This window comes from Sagittula sp. P11 (assembly GCF_002814095.1).
Lineage (GTDB): Bacteria > Pseudomonadota > Alphaproteobacteria > Rhodobacterales > Rhodobacteraceae > Sagittula.
Genome location: NZ_CP021913.1, coordinates 1670674 through 1685077, shown reverse-complemented (window position 1 = coordinate 1685077; position 14404 = coordinate 1670674). Strand labels below are relative to the sequence as shown.

Annotated in this window: 13 protein-coding genes; 5 read left to right on the top strand and 8 right to left on the bottom strand. The window is 65.9% G+C overall.

Going from position 1 to position 14404, the window contains the following annotated elements; all coding sequences use genetic code 11:
• Positions 1 to 2: 2 nt before the first annotated feature.
• A complete protein-coding gene (locus CDO87_RS08250) occupies positions 3 to 878 on the bottom strand; it encodes a 3-hydroxybutyryl-CoA dehydrogenase (RefSeq protein ID WP_100928333.1) in 876 nt (291 codons plus the stop codon).
• A gap of 138 nt (positions 879 to 1016) precedes the next feature.
• On the opposite strand from CDO87_RS08250, the gene CDO87_RS08245 reads away from it, so the two are divergent.
• A complete protein-coding gene (locus CDO87_RS08245; RefSeq protein ID WP_308213927.1) occupies positions 1017 to 1871 on the top strand; it encodes a DUF6473 family protein in 855 nt (284 codons plus the stop codon).
• An 83-nt stretch (positions 1872 to 1954) separates the two neighbouring features.
• Here the strand turns inward: CDO87_RS08245 and CDO87_RS08240 are convergent, their stop codons facing one another.
• From CDO87_RS08240 to CDO87_RS08210, 7 genes are all read right to left on the bottom strand, one after another.
• Entirely contained in the window at positions 1955 to 2881 is a 927-nt protein-coding gene (locus tag CDO87_RS08240; RefSeq protein WP_100928331.1) for an electron transfer flavoprotein subunit alpha/FixB family protein, read from the bottom strand.
• Complete coding sequence (locus CDO87_RS08235) at positions 2881 to 3639, bottom strand: electron transfer flavoprotein subunit beta/FixA family protein (RefSeq protein WP_100928330.1); 759 nt, start codon at positions 3637 to 3639, stop codon at positions 2881 to 2883. The genes CDO87_RS08240 and CDO87_RS08235 overlap by 1 nt, the downstream gene beginning before the upstream one ends.
• Positions 3640 to 3876: 237 nt before the next feature.
• The gene (locus CDO87_RS08230; protein ID WP_100928329.1) at positions 3877 to 5025 is read right to left on the bottom strand and encodes a M48 family metallopeptidase; all 1149 of its coding nucleotides are present in this window, start codon (positions 5023 to 5025) and stop codon (positions 3877 to 3879) included.
• A 1-nt stretch (position 5026) separates the two neighbouring features.
• Positions 5027 to 6247 carry a YjgN family protein gene (locus CDO87_RS08225; RefSeq protein ID WP_100928328.1) on the bottom strand — a complete coding sequence of 407 codons (1221 nt, stop codon included), beginning with the start codon at positions 6245 to 6247 and terminating at the stop codon, positions 5027 to 5029.
• Between the two features lie 92 nt (positions 6248 to 6339).
• Positions 6340 to 7431 (bottom strand): M48 family metallopeptidase, encoded by a 1092-nt coding sequence (locus tag CDO87_RS08220; RefSeq protein WP_100928327.1) that lies wholly within the window; start codon positions 7429 to 7431, stop codon positions 6340 to 6342.
• A complete protein-coding gene (locus CDO87_RS08215; RefSeq protein ID WP_100930880.1) occupies positions 7428 to 8654 on the bottom strand; it encodes a DUF898 family protein in 1227 nt (408 codons plus the stop codon). Before CDO87_RS08215 ends, CDO87_RS08220 begins: the two co-directional genes overlap by 4 nt.
• 194 nt (positions 8655 to 8848) lie before the next feature.
• On the bottom strand, positions 8849 to 11278 hold the full coding sequence (locus CDO87_RS08210) for a DNA topoisomerase IV subunit A (protein ID WP_100928326.1): 2430 nt from the start codon (positions 11276 to 11278) through the stop codon (positions 8849 to 8851).
• Positions 11279 to 11449: 171 nt separating this feature from the next.
• Here CDO87_RS08210 and CDO87_RS08205 point away from each other — a divergent pair, with 171 nt between their 5' ends.
• The 4 genes from CDO87_RS08205 to CDO87_RS08190 all read left to right on the top strand — a co-directional run bounded on the left by CDO87_RS08205 (position 11450) and on the right by CDO87_RS08190 (position 13783).
• Complete coding sequence (locus CDO87_RS08205) at positions 11450 to 12049, top strand: SH3 domain-containing protein (protein ID WP_100928325.1); 600 nt, start codon at positions 11450 to 11452, stop codon at positions 12047 to 12049.
• A gap of 23 nt (positions 12050 to 12072) precedes the next feature.
• On the top strand, positions 12073 to 12906 hold the full coding sequence (locus tag CDO87_RS08200) for an SDR family NAD(P)-dependent oxidoreductase (RefSeq protein WP_100928324.1): 834 nt from the start codon (positions 12073 to 12075) through the stop codon (positions 12904 to 12906).
• A gap of 84 nt (positions 12907 to 12990) precedes the next feature.
• Positions 12991 to 13194, top strand: a complete 204-nt coding sequence (locus CDO87_RS08195; protein ID WP_100928323.1) for a twin transmembrane helix small protein — start codon at positions 12991 to 12993, stop codon at positions 13192 to 13194.
• A gap of 13 nt (positions 13195 to 13207) precedes the next feature.
• Complete coding sequence (locus CDO87_RS08190; RefSeq protein ID WP_100928322.1) at positions 13208 to 13783, top strand: cob(I)yrinic acid a,c-diamide adenosyltransferase; 576 nt, start codon at positions 13208 to 13210, stop codon at positions 13781 to 13783.
• Positions 13784 to 14404: the final 621 nt, after the last annotated feature.

The following is a 14404-nucleotide window of genomic DNA, read 5'->3' as shown; positions in this document are numbered from 1 at the left end:
CCTCAGCGCGTCGGGACAGGCGTCTCCCCCCGGTAATCGTAGAACCCGCGCTTGGTCTTGCGGCCAAGCCAGCCGGCCTCGACGTATTTCGTCATCAGCGGGCAAGGGCGGTACTTGGTGTCGGCCAGCCCGTCGTGCAGGACGTTCATGATCGCAAGGCAGGTGTCCAGTCCGATGAAATCCGCCAGCTCCAGCGGCCCCATGGGATGGTTCGCACCCAGCTTCATCGCGGTGTCGATGGAGGCGACGTTGCCGACCCCTTCGTACAGCGTATAGCAGGCCTCGTTGATCATCGGGATCAGGATGCGGTTCACGATGAAGGCCGGGAAATCCTCCGCCGAAGCGGCGGTCTTGCCCAGCTTTTCCACCACGGCCAGGCACGAGGCGTAGGTGTCCTGATCGGTGGCGATGCCGCGGATCAGCTCGACCAGTTGCATCACCGGCACCGGGTTCATGAAGTGGAACCCCATGAACTTCTCGGGCCGGTCGGTGCGGCTGGCAAGGCGCGTGATGGAAATCGACGAGGTGTTCGACGTCAGGATCGTGTTCGGGCGGAGCGACGGCAGGATCGCCTCGAAGATCTTGTGCTTGACGTCTTCCTTCTCGGTCGCGGCCTCGATCACGAGGTCGGTGTCCGCGACCTCGGCGATCTCCATCGTGGTGGAGATGCGCGCCAGCGCGGTGTCGCGTTCCTCCTGGCTGATCTTCTCGCGGCTGACCTGGCGGTCGAGGTTCTTGCCGATCAGGGCCACGGCCTTGTCCAGCGCGTCCTGACGCACGTCGTTGAGCCGGACGTCATAGCCCGCAAGGGCCATCACATGGGCGATTCCGTTGCCCATCTGCCCCGCACCCACGACACCGACCGACTTGATTTCCATTGTGCGTCTCCATTCTGGCCCGGGGCGACTGTAGGGCGCGGGGACGACCAACCGCAAGGGCTGCCCCGCACCGGGGCCGGAGGCATTTTAACATTAGCGAAATGGCAAACCCTTTGAGCGATTCTCCTCGCCGGGTGAATGAAAAAGGGTGGTGAGATGTCCTTACATGGTGGGGGCCATGGTTCCCTGGAGTATTATCCGTGCCGATACGGTAATTCGCGCGTGATGTTCCGCGGTCCGCGCAGGGACCTTCAGGGGCAATACGTCGCGTTCCTCGGCTCGACGGAGACATACGGCCGCTTCGTGGAGGCGCCGTTTCCCCTCCTGCTGGAGGAGCGGCTGGGCGCCACATGCATCAACTTCGGCGTGGTGAACGCCGGTGTCGATCTCTATCTCAACGATCCGCCGGTCCTCGACCTTGTGATGCAGGCCAGCGCCAAGGTCGTGCAGGTGATGGGCGCCCAGAACATGTCGAACCGGTACTACTCGGTGCACCCCCGTCGCAACGACCGGTTCCTGCGCGCCTCGGAACGGCTCGAGTCGCTCTTCCCGGAGGTCGACTTCACCGAATTCCATTTCGTGCGCCACATGCTGGGCCGGCTGAAGGAGGCCTCGGAAGAGCGGTTCGCGACGATCGTCACCGAGCTGCGGCAGGCGTGGATCGCCCGGATGAAGAACATGCTGACGCAGATACGTGGCCAAGTGGTGCTGCTCTGGTTCGCCGACCGTCCGGTGCCCGACGACGAGACGCCGCTTCTGGACCGCGACCCGCTGTTCATCACCCGCCAGATGATCGAAGTCCTGCGCCCGCGCGTCTCTCACGTTGTCGAGGTCAGCGCCTCCGCGGCGGCCCGGCGGGAAGGGACCGCCGGGATGGTGTTCTCGGACTTCGAATCCTGCGCCGCGGCAGAGCTTCAGGGGCCGATAGCCCATGCCGAAGCCACCGATGCCCTGGAGACGGTGCTGCGGCCCATGATCGGCCTTTCGGGGTAAACCCGTGCCGTAGAAAGAAAAGGCCCCGCTGGCGATGCAGCGGGGCCTTGAAGCGCCTGGCAATCGGGGCGGCGCCCCTTCGCTTACAGCTTTTCAGTAAGTTCCGGGACGGCTTCGAAAAGGTCCGCGACGAGGCCGTAGTCGGCGACCTGGAAGATCGGCGCCTCTTCGTCCTTGTTGATCGCCACGATCACCTTGGAGTCCTTCATGCCGGCGAGGTGCTGGATCGCACCGGAGATGCCCACGGCGACGTAGAGGTTCGGCGCCACGACCTTGCCGGTCTGGCCGACCTGCCAGTCGTTCGGGGCAAAGCCGGAGTCGACCGCTGCGCGCGATGCGCCCACGGCTGCGCCCAGCTTGTCCGCCAGTTTCTCGATCAGCTCGAAGTTCTCTTCAGAGCCCACGCCGCGGCCGCCGGAGACGACGATGCCCGCCGAAGTCAGCTCGGGACGGTCGCTTTCGGCGACCTTGTCCTCGACCCATTCCGAGACGCCCGGGTTCTCGCCCGCGCCGATAGCTTCGACCGAAGCCGAGCCGCCTGTCGGTGCCGCGTCGAAGGTCGAGGTCCGGAAGGTGATGACCTTCGTCGCGTCCTTCGACTTCACCGTCTGGATCGCGTTGCCCGCGTAGATCGGGCGCTCGAAGGTGTCGGCATCCACGACGCCGGTCACGTCCGTCAGGATCATCACGTCCAGCGCCGCGGCGACGCGCGGCAGGATGTTCTTCGCGTCCGTGGTCGACGGCGCCACGACGTGGCTGTAGTCGCCCGCCAGCGAGGTGATCAGCGCCGCCACCGGCTCTGCAAGGCGGTGGCCGTAGATCGCGTCCTCGGCGACCAGCACCTTCGACACGCCCTCGATGGTGGCGGCCTCGTCGGCGGCGGCCTTGGCAGAGGCGCCACAGGCCAGAACGGTCACGTCACCCAGCGCCTTCGCGGCGGTCACCGCCTTGGCGGTTGCGTCCATCGACAGGGCGCCATCGGTAATCTCGGCAATCAGCAGAACGGCCATCACACGATCCCCTTCTCTTTGAGCTTCGCCACCAGTTCGTCGACCGAACCGACCATCTCGCCGGCCTGACGGGCCTCGGGCTCGGTGGTCTTCACGATCTCCAGCCGCGGCGCCACGTCGACGCCGAGATCGGCGGCGGTCTTCTCGTCCAGCGGCTTCTTCTTCGCCTTCATGATGTTCGGCAGCGAGGCATAGCGCGGCTCGTTCAGGCGCAGGTCGGTGGAGATGATGGTCGGCATCTTCACCTTGATGGTCTGCAGGCCGCCGTCGACCTCGCGGGTGACCACGGCATGATCGCCGTCGACGTCCACGGTGTTGGCGTACATCGCCTGGCTCCAGCCCAGCAGGGCGGACAGCATCTGGCCAGTGGCGCCGAGGTCGTTGTCGATCGCCTGCTTGCCGCAGAGCACGAGGCCCGGCTGCTCGTCGTCGACGATCTTCGCGAGGATCTTGGCGACGGCGAGCGGCTCGATGTCGGTGTGCACGTCATCGGCGGCCACCACGAGGATCGCCCGGTCGGCACCCATGGCCAGCGCGGTCCGCAGCGTCTCTTGCGCCTGCTTCACGCCGATCGAAACGGCGATGACTTCGTCGGCCTTCCCGGCCTCCTTCAGGCGGATCGCCTCTTCGACGGCAATCTCGTCGAAGGGGTTCATCGACATCTTCACGTTCGCCAGATCGACACCCGATCCATCCGCTTTGACACGGACCTTCACGTTGTAGTCGATCACGCGCTTGACCGGTACGAGTACCTTCATAAGCGTGTCTCTCCTCAATTCGGCGGGGCGCTCCCCGCAAGATTCCTCTCGCACACACGTAACGCGGCATTTACCGGGGAAACAGGGCAAAATCGTCACGTCGCGGTCATTCTACGTCGCGTTTCACGGCGCGCAGGGGTGCGATGCCAATAGCGGGCGGGCACGAACATTTCAATAGCGCCGCAGAATTCATAATGAAATTACGCTGCGGCGGCACTGTGTGCCGTTCTACACCTGTCAGTCGCCGTCGTGATCGCCCGCGCTGTCGCAGATTCCCTGCAGGTCGGACCACTCGGCGTCCGTGAGGATCGGGGTGGTGTCCGCCTGTTCCCCCGCAAAGTCACGGGCTTGCATGGCACGTTCTTCGGTCACCGGGTGGCTGGACAGGTAGGCGGGCAGGGCAAAGCCCTCCAGCTCGGCGATGCGGTCGAAGAAGCCCGCGAACCCCTCGGCGCTGACGCCCGCATCCGCCAGCATATCCAGCGCGAAGTCGTCGGCCTTGCCCTCCGCGTCACGGGTGTAGGAGGCGGAGATCATGTGTTCGCCCACGATGGCGATGGCCGCGCCGCCGGTGAAGTCGCCGAGGATCATGGTCAGCAACCCGGCAGAGCCCGCCGCGCGCAGCGCCTCTCGGGTGGTGTCGCGGTTTTCCACGTGCGCCAGTTCGTGGGCCAGAACGCCGGCGACTTCGTCGGGGTGCTCCGCCTTGTCCAGCAGGCCGCGCACCAGCACCACCTGCCCGCCGGGCGCGGCGAAGGCGTTGATCATCGGGTGGTCGAACACCATCAGGTTGATGTCGTACTTCATCTCCTGGCCCTCGGTCAGGCGGGTCAACATCTTCTGCAGGGCGGCTTGGCCTCGGGGATCGCTGCACCGCAGGTCGGGCACGCGGGCGCGGCCCAATGCGCGCTCCATCTGCCGGGTCACGGTCTTGCCGAAGGCGACCTCGCGCTCCACCGGGATCACCCGGGCCAGCGTTCCGGCCAGCGCGGGCAGGATGACGAACAGCATCAGTCCCGCCGCCACCACGGCGCCGATGGCATAGGTGGCAAGCTTGCGCACCGATCCCGGGTGGACCTCCGCCTTGAACAGGCTGGGTCGGGTCTTGTGCAGCCAGGCGATCAGGTCGGGGTCGAGGATCACCAGCCGGGCGATGTCGCGCGGCATCTCGTCATCGGACGTGGTGTGCCGGGTGACAGTCAGCCGCGCCTTGTCGGAGGTGTTGGACAGCGCCCGCAGGTCCATCAGCCGCCAGCGCAGCGGCTCCGTCAGGCTGTCGCCGGTGATGACCAATGCCTGCCGGTCGTCGGAGAGGGCGACCTGCACATGGTGCCGTGCCGCCGTCTGCCCGTCGAAGAACTGTGCCGCGGTGCCCTCCGGTGCCATCTCAGATCGCGCCGCCGATATCGAGCGCGTCGGCAAAGCCGTCCGCGTCGACACCGGTTTCCGCCTCGCGCTGGTGGACGCGGTCGAGCGCCTCGGGGTTCTCCACGCGGATCGTCTCGATGTAGTGGGCAAGGATCGGCTGGGTGATGAGGATCAGGCTCAGCGCCTGCGTGACGACCAGCGCCACGAGGTAGCCGATGCCCATGATGATCGCAAAGGCGACGATCCCGCCGACGGAGCCGTCCTCGGCCAGCATGATCATCGGCATCGCGACCACGCCTACTGCGCCGAAGGCGACAGAGGCCAGAAGGCTCAGGAGCAGGCCGCCGATGATGTAGGTCTTGATGACGAAGCCGGTCTTGGGTTCGGCGACGAAGCGGACGGTGCCGCCCAGGACCTTGTGGCTCATCAGGTAGCCGAAGGAGCGGACGCTGTAATAGACCGCGCCGATCATGAACCAGATGTATCCGACGAAGATGCCGATGCCGCCGATGACCGCCAGTCCGACCATCTCGTTGATGCCGCCAATTGCGATGAGGGTGCCGCAGACAATGAAGATCCCGAGCGCGATGAACAGGTGTTTCATCGCCGGGTAGAGCTTTGTCCACGCGCCTTCCTGGATCAGCCGGGTGGAGCCGTAGAAGCTCCGGTCGGCCATGTATTTCTCGAGCTTGAAAGTCGACAGCGGCATGAGCACACCAAGCGTCACGACGGTCAGGAACCCGTAGCCGAGCGCGCGGACCACGTAGCCCCATGCGCCCTTCTCCATGCCCAGCCTGATGCCCCGGAACCGCGTGCGGGCCATCTTGTAGCGCCGTGCCCGGTAGATCGCGAAGAGGATGAATGGCAGCACAGCGAAGAGCGAGATGTAGATCGCGACCGCCTGACCGATCACCGCCTCGGGGCCGGCGGTCTCCGGATCGACCATGATGTTCAGGCCGAAGTAGAAGAGGATCATCTGGAGGATGCCGAGGTAGACGGCGAGAAACACGATGGCGACGAGGAAGCCCAGGAACTTCTCCATCCCGGTGCCGGTGTATTCGAAGGTGTCGCCGTCGGCGCTGACCGAGGACCAGATGTACTTGCGGATGCGCGTCTTCTGCCAGAAGCGGTAGATGCCGAGGGTGACGACGGTCAGCAGCCCGGTCTTGAACGCCAGCTTGAACAGCGGACCTTTTTCGCCGGAGTAGGACAATTGCATGGTGGCGGGTTCTGGCTGCATCGAAATACCTTTGACACTCAATCTGCTTGAATCTTAAGCGACCTGTATGCCGAGTAAAGTAGCGAATTCAATGCCTCGCCAGTGGGTTGCCTTCAGCCGCCGGTCGTGTCGCAGACCGATTTCAGCGCGTTCCAGTCCTGCGGCGCCAGCACGGGCAAGGGCGTGAAGTCCGAGGGGACGGCGGCGCGCGCCTGCTCGATCCGGTTGCCCAGGGCCGGGTGGCTCTGGAAATGCGCGACGATGCCGTCTGCCTCGCCCCCGAGCGCGCGGAAACGTTCGAACATCGTGGCGAGGGCGGCGGGGGAGAGGCCGGCCCGGGCCATGAGGTCGTGGGCAAAGACGTCGGCCTCTGCCTCCGCGCCCTGGCTGTACTGCGCGTCGATCAGCCGTTCGGCGAGGAACAGCACCACCGCGCCGCCCGCGAAATCGCCGAACAGCAGGCCAAGGACGCCGATCGACCCGGCAGAGCGCAGCGCATGTCGCGTCGGGTCGCGGCTGGCGACATGGCCCATTTCATGCGCGAAGACGGCGGCGATTTCCTCCGGGTCCTCCGCCGCGTCGATCAGCCCGCGGAAGAACACGATGTGCCCGCCCGGAAGCGCGAAGGCGTTGACCATGTCGTGGTCCAGCACGTGCACGGTCACCTCGACCGGCAGGGCGGCTTCTGCCTCCAGCCGGGCCTGTATCTGCCGCAAGGCGGCCATCCCTGCCGGGGACGAGCATATCCGGGTCGGCGCGATGCCGGTCTCGTCCATCGCCTCGCGGATCTGGGCAAGCGTGACTTCCCCCAGCGCGCGTTCGCCTTCGGGCGGGATGAAGTTGGCAAGCTGGTTCGCCATCACCGGGACAAGGACGAAGAGGATCAACGCCACGGAGGTCACGGCGCCCGCGGCCCAGCCCATCAGCCGCTTGCGGTTCGCGACGGGGCGGGCGTGGCGGCGCCTGGGAAGATGGGCGCGGATTTCGGTATCGCGCACCAGCAGCCGCTCCACCGCGTTGTCGGCCCGCGCCAGCACCACGAGGTCGCCGCCCGCGATGTCGGGCACCTCGCGCACGTCGTCCAGCGGCCAGAACACACCCGGACCGACCAGCGCCCCGCGCTCCGTATCGACGCGAAGGCGCAGGCGCAGCGGCTGCCCGGTCTCCCCGTCGAGGTAGATCGCCGAGGTCTCGAAGACGCTCATAGGGAGGCCCCCACGTCCAGCGCCTCGGCAAAGCCCTCGGCCTCCATGTGTTCGTCGCGGGGGCGCTGGCGGAAGGTGGCGATGTGTTCCGTGCCCGTGACGCTGAGGCCGGTCGCGTAGTGGCGCATCAGCGGCAGCGTCACCCAGGCGGCGGTCAGGGCCGACCACAGCAGGAAGATGGCGAAGTAGCACATCACCGAAAGGGCGATCAGCAGCCAGCGGTTCAGGCCGGCGAAGACCGGCGGCATGTCCTCCAGCCCCAGTTCGACCAGCGTCTCCAGCGATTGCAGTTCGAGGAACAGGCCCAGCAGCACCAGTGTCGGGAAGGCCGCGGCCACGGCGGCCAGCGTGTAGCCGCCCGCCTGTATCCGGAAGACCTTGCCGGGTTTCGCATCCAGTGTCAGGCGCAGCGGGCCGATGCGCTTCATGGCGGTCAGGCGCTTCAGGGTTTCGACGCGGTAGTAGACGGTGGAGTAGATCGCCGTGACCCCGGCGATGACCATCAGCATCCAGCCGTTCGCCGGTGAGACCGCCAAGCCGATGCTGCCGATCACCGTCAGGCCCAGCGTCACGAAATGCCATTTCAGTGCCGGGAACAGCATCGTCCAGCGGCCGTCCTGGGCCATCCGCGTCTCGCCGAAGAACGTTCGGTCGGTTCGGTATTTCTCGAGATGGAAGGTCATGCGCGGCCACAGGAGGCCAAAGGTGATCAGCGTCAGCATGCCGTGCCCAAGCGCGCGGAAGGCATAGCCCCAGGCTCCCGGCTCAAGCCCGAAGCGCAGGCCTAGCCAGCGCGTGCGGGCCAGCACGTACCGCCGGGCGCGGTAGCGGGCGTAGAACCAGATCGGGAACACGCCGACGAGCGACAGCAGGTAGGCGGCGAAGTTGCCCTGGAACACCGCGAAGCTGGCGAACATCAGCAGCAGGTTCACGATGCCGATGTAGAAGGCGAGGATGACGACCGCGATCAGGAAGCCCAGGAGCTTTTCGTAGGGGTCGCCCACGTATTCCAGCGGGTAGCCCCCCGGCCGCACCGCCGACCACAGCCAGCGCCGCACCCGCGTCTTCTGCCAGAACCGGTAAAGGCCGAGCGTTAGGACCGTCAGCAGCCCGGTGCCGAAGACCAGTCTGAACATCGGCCAGCGCGTTCCGGCAAAGGCGGTCTGCCAGACCCTGTGCTCTGTCGCTGTGGAGGATGCCCCGGCGTGTGCGCCCGTGGGCATGGTCTGACCGGCGTCCAATGCGTGTGTTCCGAAAAGCTTGCTCCCACCCGAAGCCTGACGCCTCGGGAAGTTGCAGACAAGCGTTTCGAGTGTCCGTTGGTGTTATCCGGTGCCTCGGGCCGGGAAACACGTACCTCCGCGTGTTTCCAGCAAGGTCGGGCACCGCCCCGGTGGAGGGGCGGCGCCTGCCGGGATCAGGTGAACTTGTTGTCGCGCGGGAAGCCCCGCGGCGCCATCCGGCCGGAACCGGCGCGTTTGGCCACCCATTCCGTCAGCTCTTCGCCGGTAACGGTGCGGGTGCGGCCCGCCGGGTCGAGCCACGACAGGCCCGCCTCAAGGGTAAAGGTGCGCACGTCCGAAAGGCCGCCGTCCTTGTACTTCTGCAGGCGCACACCCTTGCCGCGACCCATCTCCGGCAGCTCGTCGAGCATGAAGATCAGGACCTTGCGGTTCTCGCCCACGACGGCCACGGCATTGCCGGTGACGGGCTTGCAGACCAGCGCCTTGACCGGGTCCTTGACGTTCAGCACCTGCTTGCCCGCGCGGGTCTGGGCGATCACCTCGTCCTCCGGCACGAGGAAGCCGTCCCCCGCGCTGGACGCGACCAGCAGCCGCTCTCCGGGGCGATAGATGAGGATGTCGACGATTTCCGTGTCGTTGGGGAGGTCGACCATCAGGCGCAGGGGTTCCCCCATGCCGCGCCCGCCGGGCAGGTTCGCCGCAAGCACCGTGTAGAACCGGCCGTTCGATCCGAAGACCAGCAGCTTGTCCGTGGTCTCTGCATGGAAGGTGAAGCGCGGGCCGTCGCCGTCCTTGAACTTCAGCTCTCGGTCGAGGGCGATGTGGCCGGTCATCGCGCGGATCCAGCCCATCTTGGAGCAGACGACCGTGACCGGCTCCCGCTCGATCATCGCCTCGAGCGGCACGTCCTCCGCCTCCGTCGCCTCGGAGAAGGTGGTGAGTCGCTGGCCGCGCTTGTAGCCCTTGGTGAAGGTCTTCTTCACCTCGGAGAGCTCTTCCTTGATGCGGCCCCACTGCATGTCCTCGGAGGCCAGAAGGTCCTCCAGCCCGGCACGCTCTTCCATCAGCTTGTCGCGTTCGTTGACAAGCTCCAGCTCCTCCAGCCGGCGCAAGCTGCGCAGCCGCATGTTGAGGATCGCCTCGGCCTGCACATCCGACAGCCCCTCGGACCGCCCGATGAACCGGCGCGGCACGGCAGAGGAGGTGCCGTCATCGGCCAGCAGGCCGCGTTCCACGGCGTCGGGATCGTCGCGCAGTTCCAGCGCCGTGACGTCGATGCCCACCAGCGGAGAGCGATAGTCGCGCTCGTCCGTGGCGCGCGGGATGGTGGCCTGGTGCGGGCGCGACCAGTCCTCGTACATCAGCGCGGCCTTGGGGTCGTCGTCGTAGCGGATGATGTCGATCACCCGGTCGAGGTTCAGGAAGGCGATGATCAGGCCTTCGAGCACTTCCAGCCGGTTGTCGATCTTCGCCATCCGGTGCTTCGAGCGGCGGATCAGCACCTCGCGGCGGAAGTCGAGGAAGGCGCGCAGGCATTCCTTCATCGAGCAGACCTTCGGCGTCACACCGTCGATCAGCACGTTCATGTTCAGCGAGAAGCGGATTTCCAGGTCCGAGTTCCGGAACAGCATGTTCATCAGAAGGTCCGGATCGACGTTCTTCGTCTTTGGCTCCAGCACCATGCGGATGTCGTCTGCGCTTTCGTCGCGCACGTCGGCCAGCACCGGGATCTTCTTGGTCTGGATCAGTTCGGCGATGCGCTCGACCAGCTTCGACTTCTGCACCTGGTAGGGGATTTCCGTCACCACCGCCTGCCACTGTCCGCGGCCCAGGTCCTCCACGTGCCAGCGCGCGCGCAGCCGGATGGAGCCGCGCCCGGTGCGGTAGGCGGTCGCGATGTTCTCGGCCGGTTCCACGATGACGCCGCCGGTCGGGAAGTCCGGCCCGGGCACGTATTGCATCAGCGTGTCGTCCACCGCGTTGGGCGACCGGATCAGGTGGAGGCAGGCGTTGATGAGTTCGCCGATGTTGTGCGGCGGGATGTTCGTCGCCATGCCGACCGCGATGCCGGACGACCCGTTGGCCAGCAGGTTCGGGTAGGAGGCGGGCAGGACCGAGGGTTCCTCGAGCCGGCCGTCGTAGTTCGGGCGGAAGTCGACGGAGTTCTCGTCGAGCCCTTCCAGCAGCGCCTCCGACATCACGGTCATGCGCGCCTCGGTGTAGCGCGAGGCGGCCGGGTTGTCGCCGTCGATGTTGCCGAAGTTGCCCTGACCGTCGACCAGCGGATAGCGGATCGTGAAGTCCTGGGCTAATCGCGCCATCGCGTCGTAGATCGCCGCGTCACCGTGCGGGTGGAAGTCCCCCATGGTGTCCCCCGAAATCTTTGCGGATTTCAGGAAGCCTCCGTTGGAACTAAGTCGCAGCCTGCGCATTGCATATAGGATACGACGATGGACTGGCTTCAGCCCATCCCGGGCATCCGGCAGCGCCCTGTGCATGATCGTGGACAGCGCATACGTCAGGTAGCGCTCCCCGATGGCACGGCGCAAAGGCTCCGCAAGGTTGCGGGCGTTCATGTTGGGGTCGAGGTCATCGTCGGACATAGATGTCGTGATACCGTTGCCTCGGCACCGCAGCAAGCGACAGTGTGGGAAATATTCTCCGAATGCACTTAGGGCATTTTGGGGAATCGGATAATCTCGAAGGTGGTCGTCGAGCTGCGGACGACCGGGTCGCGGGGGCGATACCTTCGGTACGAATATGGGGGGTTGGGCATGGCTAAAGTCATCCTGCTTACGTTTGGGGTTCTTGGTTGGGCGTGGTTCGAACTGTCCGGTGGCAGCGCATTCGTTGCGGGCCAGAACGGGGTACAGTGGGTCGCCACAGCGCATCCGGCACGCGAGCCTGTCGTGTCGACCTCGGGCGCAGAGCCGGAAGCCGTGTCCCGCGCCGATACGACCGAGATGCATGCCGTCGTGCAGCCCGCCGTTGCGGAGCCGCGTCCGTCGCAGGTCAAGACGGTCTACGTGTCCTCGGGCAACAATCTGGCGGTCGACAGCGAAAAGCTGGCCATGCTCGACGCAGCCTTCACCAGCGAAGAGGACATTCAGCAGGATATCCAGCAGGTCGCCGCATCGGTCGACAACGTGGATGACGCGGTCGCCGCTGCAATTGCCGAGTACCGCACCGTCACCGGGTCCCGCGTGAACCTGCGTGCCGGACCCTCGACCAGCTTCGATGCCGTCACCCAACTGTTGGAAGGCGAAGAGGTCGAAGTGCTGGACGAGACGCCGGACGGCTGGGTCAAGCTGCGCGCCATGGACGGCAACGACATCGGCTGGATGGCCGGCAGCTTCCTGACCGCATCGAACTGATCGCCGGACGAACGACGCATCGCGTGCAACAACGCTCAGTCCTGATCACCGGATGCTCTTCGGGCATCGGTTACGACGCCGCCCACGGACTCAAGTCCCGTGGGTGGCGCGTTTTTGCGTCCTGCCGGCAAGAGGCCGACTGCGTCCGCTTCCGCGCCGAAGGATTCGACAGTCCGCGAATCGACTACACAGAGCCGGACAGCATCGCGGCGGGCCTCTCCGAAGTGCTGGAGGCCACCGGCGGCACGCTTGACGCGCTGTTCAACAACGGTGCCCACGCGATCCCCGGTGCGCTGGAGGATCTGCCGGTGGAAGGGTTGCGCGCGCTCTTCGAGGCCAACGTCTTTGGCTGGCACGACCTGACCCGGAAGGCGATTCCCGTGATGCGGGCGCAGGGGCATGGGCGGATCGTCAATCACTCCTCTGTCCTGGGGCTGGTGGTGATGCCGTGGCGCGGCGCCTACAACGCGACGAAGCACGCGGTGGAAGGGCTGACCGACACGCTCAGGCTGGAGATGCGCGACACGCCGATCCGGGTCATCACGCTGAACACCGGCCCGGTGACGTCGAAGATCCGGGTGAACTCCATTCCGCATTTCGAGAAATGGGTGGACTGGAAGAACAGCCCGCGTGCCCCCCAGTACCGCGAGAAGCTGTTGAAACGCCTCTACGAATCGCGCGGCAAGGACATGTTCGAACTGCCGCCCTCGGCCGTGACGGCCAAGCTGGTGCATGCGCTCGAAAGCCCGCGCCCGAAACCTCGGTATTACATCACCACGGCGACCCACCTGATGGGCACGGCGCGGCGGGTGCTGACGACCCGGGCGATGGACGCGCTTTGTGCGAGGGGCGGCTGACGTGACGCAGGCGGGACGGGTTCGCAAAGAGGCCTGCGCGCGCTAAGTCATCTTCAAACCTTCGCAGGCCGCTTGGGAGGCACCATGCGCGACGATCCCCTTTTCATCCTCATCGCCCTCGTCATGCTGGGCGTCGTAGGTATTTTGTTGTTTGGAATCGGCAGCTTCGCCAAGGGCGGGGCGTTCAGCCGGAAGTGGTCGAACAAGGCGATGCAGTGGCGGATCGGGGCGCAGTTCGCGGCGATTGTCCTGATCCTGCTGTTCGTCTACATCCGTCGCGGCGGATAAGACGGGGGAAGACATGGTTGTCCTGAGCAAGATCTACACGCGCACCGGTGACAAGGGCGAGACCGCGCTGGGCAATGGCGCGCGGGTGAAGAAATACGATCCCCGGGTCGAGGCCTATGGCACCGCGGACGAGCTGAACGCCTTTGTCGGCGTGGCACGGCAGGCGGCCTCCGGCGACGTGGACGGCGCGCTGTCGCGCATCCAGAACGACCTCTTCGACCTGGGCGCCGACCTGTGCCGCCCGGACATCGAGAAGGACGCCGAGGCGGAGTATCCGCCGCTGCGGATGGTCGACGCGCAAGTGGTTCGTCTCGAACAGGAAATCGACGCGATGAACGCCTCGCTGGAGCCCCTGCGGAGCTTTGTCCTGCCGGGCGGATCGGCGCTTTCGGCGCATCTGCACGTGTGCCGGACGGTGGCCCGGCGGGCAGAGCGGCTGTGCGTGGAGCTGGCCTCTGCCGAGGCGGTGAACCCGGCGGCGGTGAAGTATCTCAACCGCCTTTCGGACTGGTTCTTCGTCGCTGCCCGGATCGCCAACGACAACGGCACCGCCGACGTCTTGTGGGTTCCGGGAGCGAACCGCGGCTAGCGGCGGAAGGTCCGGGGGACCTTTCGGCTCCCGGAAGAGCGAACCGCGGCTGGCGGCGGAAGGTCCGGGGGACCTTTCGGCTCCCGGAAGAGCGAACCGCGGCTAGCGGCGGAAGGTCCGGGGGACCTTTCGGCTCCCGGAAGAGCGAACCGCGGCTAGCGGCGGAAGGTCCGGCAGGGCGTTTTCCGGCATTAACCTTAATGGTGCGGGCGGTGGGATGAACAGCGCGCGCGCTGGGCGTCCGGACGCAGCATCTGGTGTGTGCGCTGGCCTGGCATACCGCGCGTTATCCGGTTCTTCAGACAGCTTTCCACCCTGTAAGGGGTGAACCGGCCGGTTGGCCCCCTCGAACCGGCCGGTTGGTAACCTTTTGCTGTTTCGGGTGGGAAAAGGTGGTTAACGGGCGGACGTGACGCAGGTGCCCATGGCCCGGCCGTTGCGCCGGCGATGCGTCCGGATGCCTCCGGCGGAGGTATTTTTGCCAAGATGAAGGTGGCCGGAGCGCAGGCCATGGTGCCGACTTTGTGGCTGGCCGTGGGCGGTGCGGACAAGGAGCGCAGACTGCGGGGCGCGGGCGCCAGCCCGGTCGTTGTCTCTGCGGTGCATTCTCGGGATGCCTCC

Coding starts and splice junctions, on each gene's coding strand:
- CDO87_RS08250 (WP_100928333.1), bottom strand. CDS start 878: ATGGAAATCAAGTCGGTCGGTGTCGTGGGTGCGGGGCAGATGGGCAAC.
- CDO87_RS08245 (WP_308213927.1), top strand. CDS start 1,017: ATGAAAAAGGGTGGTGAGATGTCCTTACATGGTGGGGGCCATGGTTCC.
- CDO87_RS08240 (WP_100928331.1), bottom strand. CDS start 2,881: ATGGCCGTTCTGCTGATTGCCGAGATTACCGATGGCGCCCTGTCGATG.
- CDO87_RS08235 (WP_100928330.1), bottom strand. CDS start 3,639: ATGAAGGTACTCGTACCGGTCAAGCGCGTGATCGACTACAACGTGAAG.
- CDO87_RS08230 (WP_100928329.1), bottom strand. CDS start 5,025: ATGGCACCGGAGGGCACCGCGGCACAGTTCTTCGACGGGCAGACGGCG.
- CDO87_RS08225 (WP_100928328.1), bottom strand. CDS start 6,247: ATGCAGCCAGAACCCGCCACCATGCAATTGTCCTACTCCGGCGAAAAA.
- CDO87_RS08220 (WP_100928327.1), bottom strand. CDS start 7,431: ATGAGCGTCTTCGAGACCTCGGCGATCTACCTCGACGGGGAGACCGGG.
- CDO87_RS08215 (WP_100930880.1), bottom strand. CDS start 8,654: ATGCCCACGGGCGCACACGCCGGGGCATCCTCCACAGCGACAGAGCAC.
- CDO87_RS08210 (WP_100928326.1), bottom strand. CDS start 11,278: ATGTCCGACGATGACCTCGACCCCAACATGAACGCCCGCAACCTTGCG.
- CDO87_RS08205 (WP_100928325.1), top strand. CDS start 11,450: ATGGCTAAAGTCATCCTGCTTACGTTTGGGGTTCTTGGTTGGGCGTGG.
- CDO87_RS08195 (WP_100928323.1), top strand. CDS start 12,991: ATGCGCGACGATCCCCTTTTCATCCTCATCGCCCTCGTCATGCTGGGC.
- CDO87_RS08190 (WP_100928322.1), top strand. CDS start 13,208: ATGGTTGTCCTGAGCAAGATCTACACGCGCACCGGTGACAAGGGCGAG.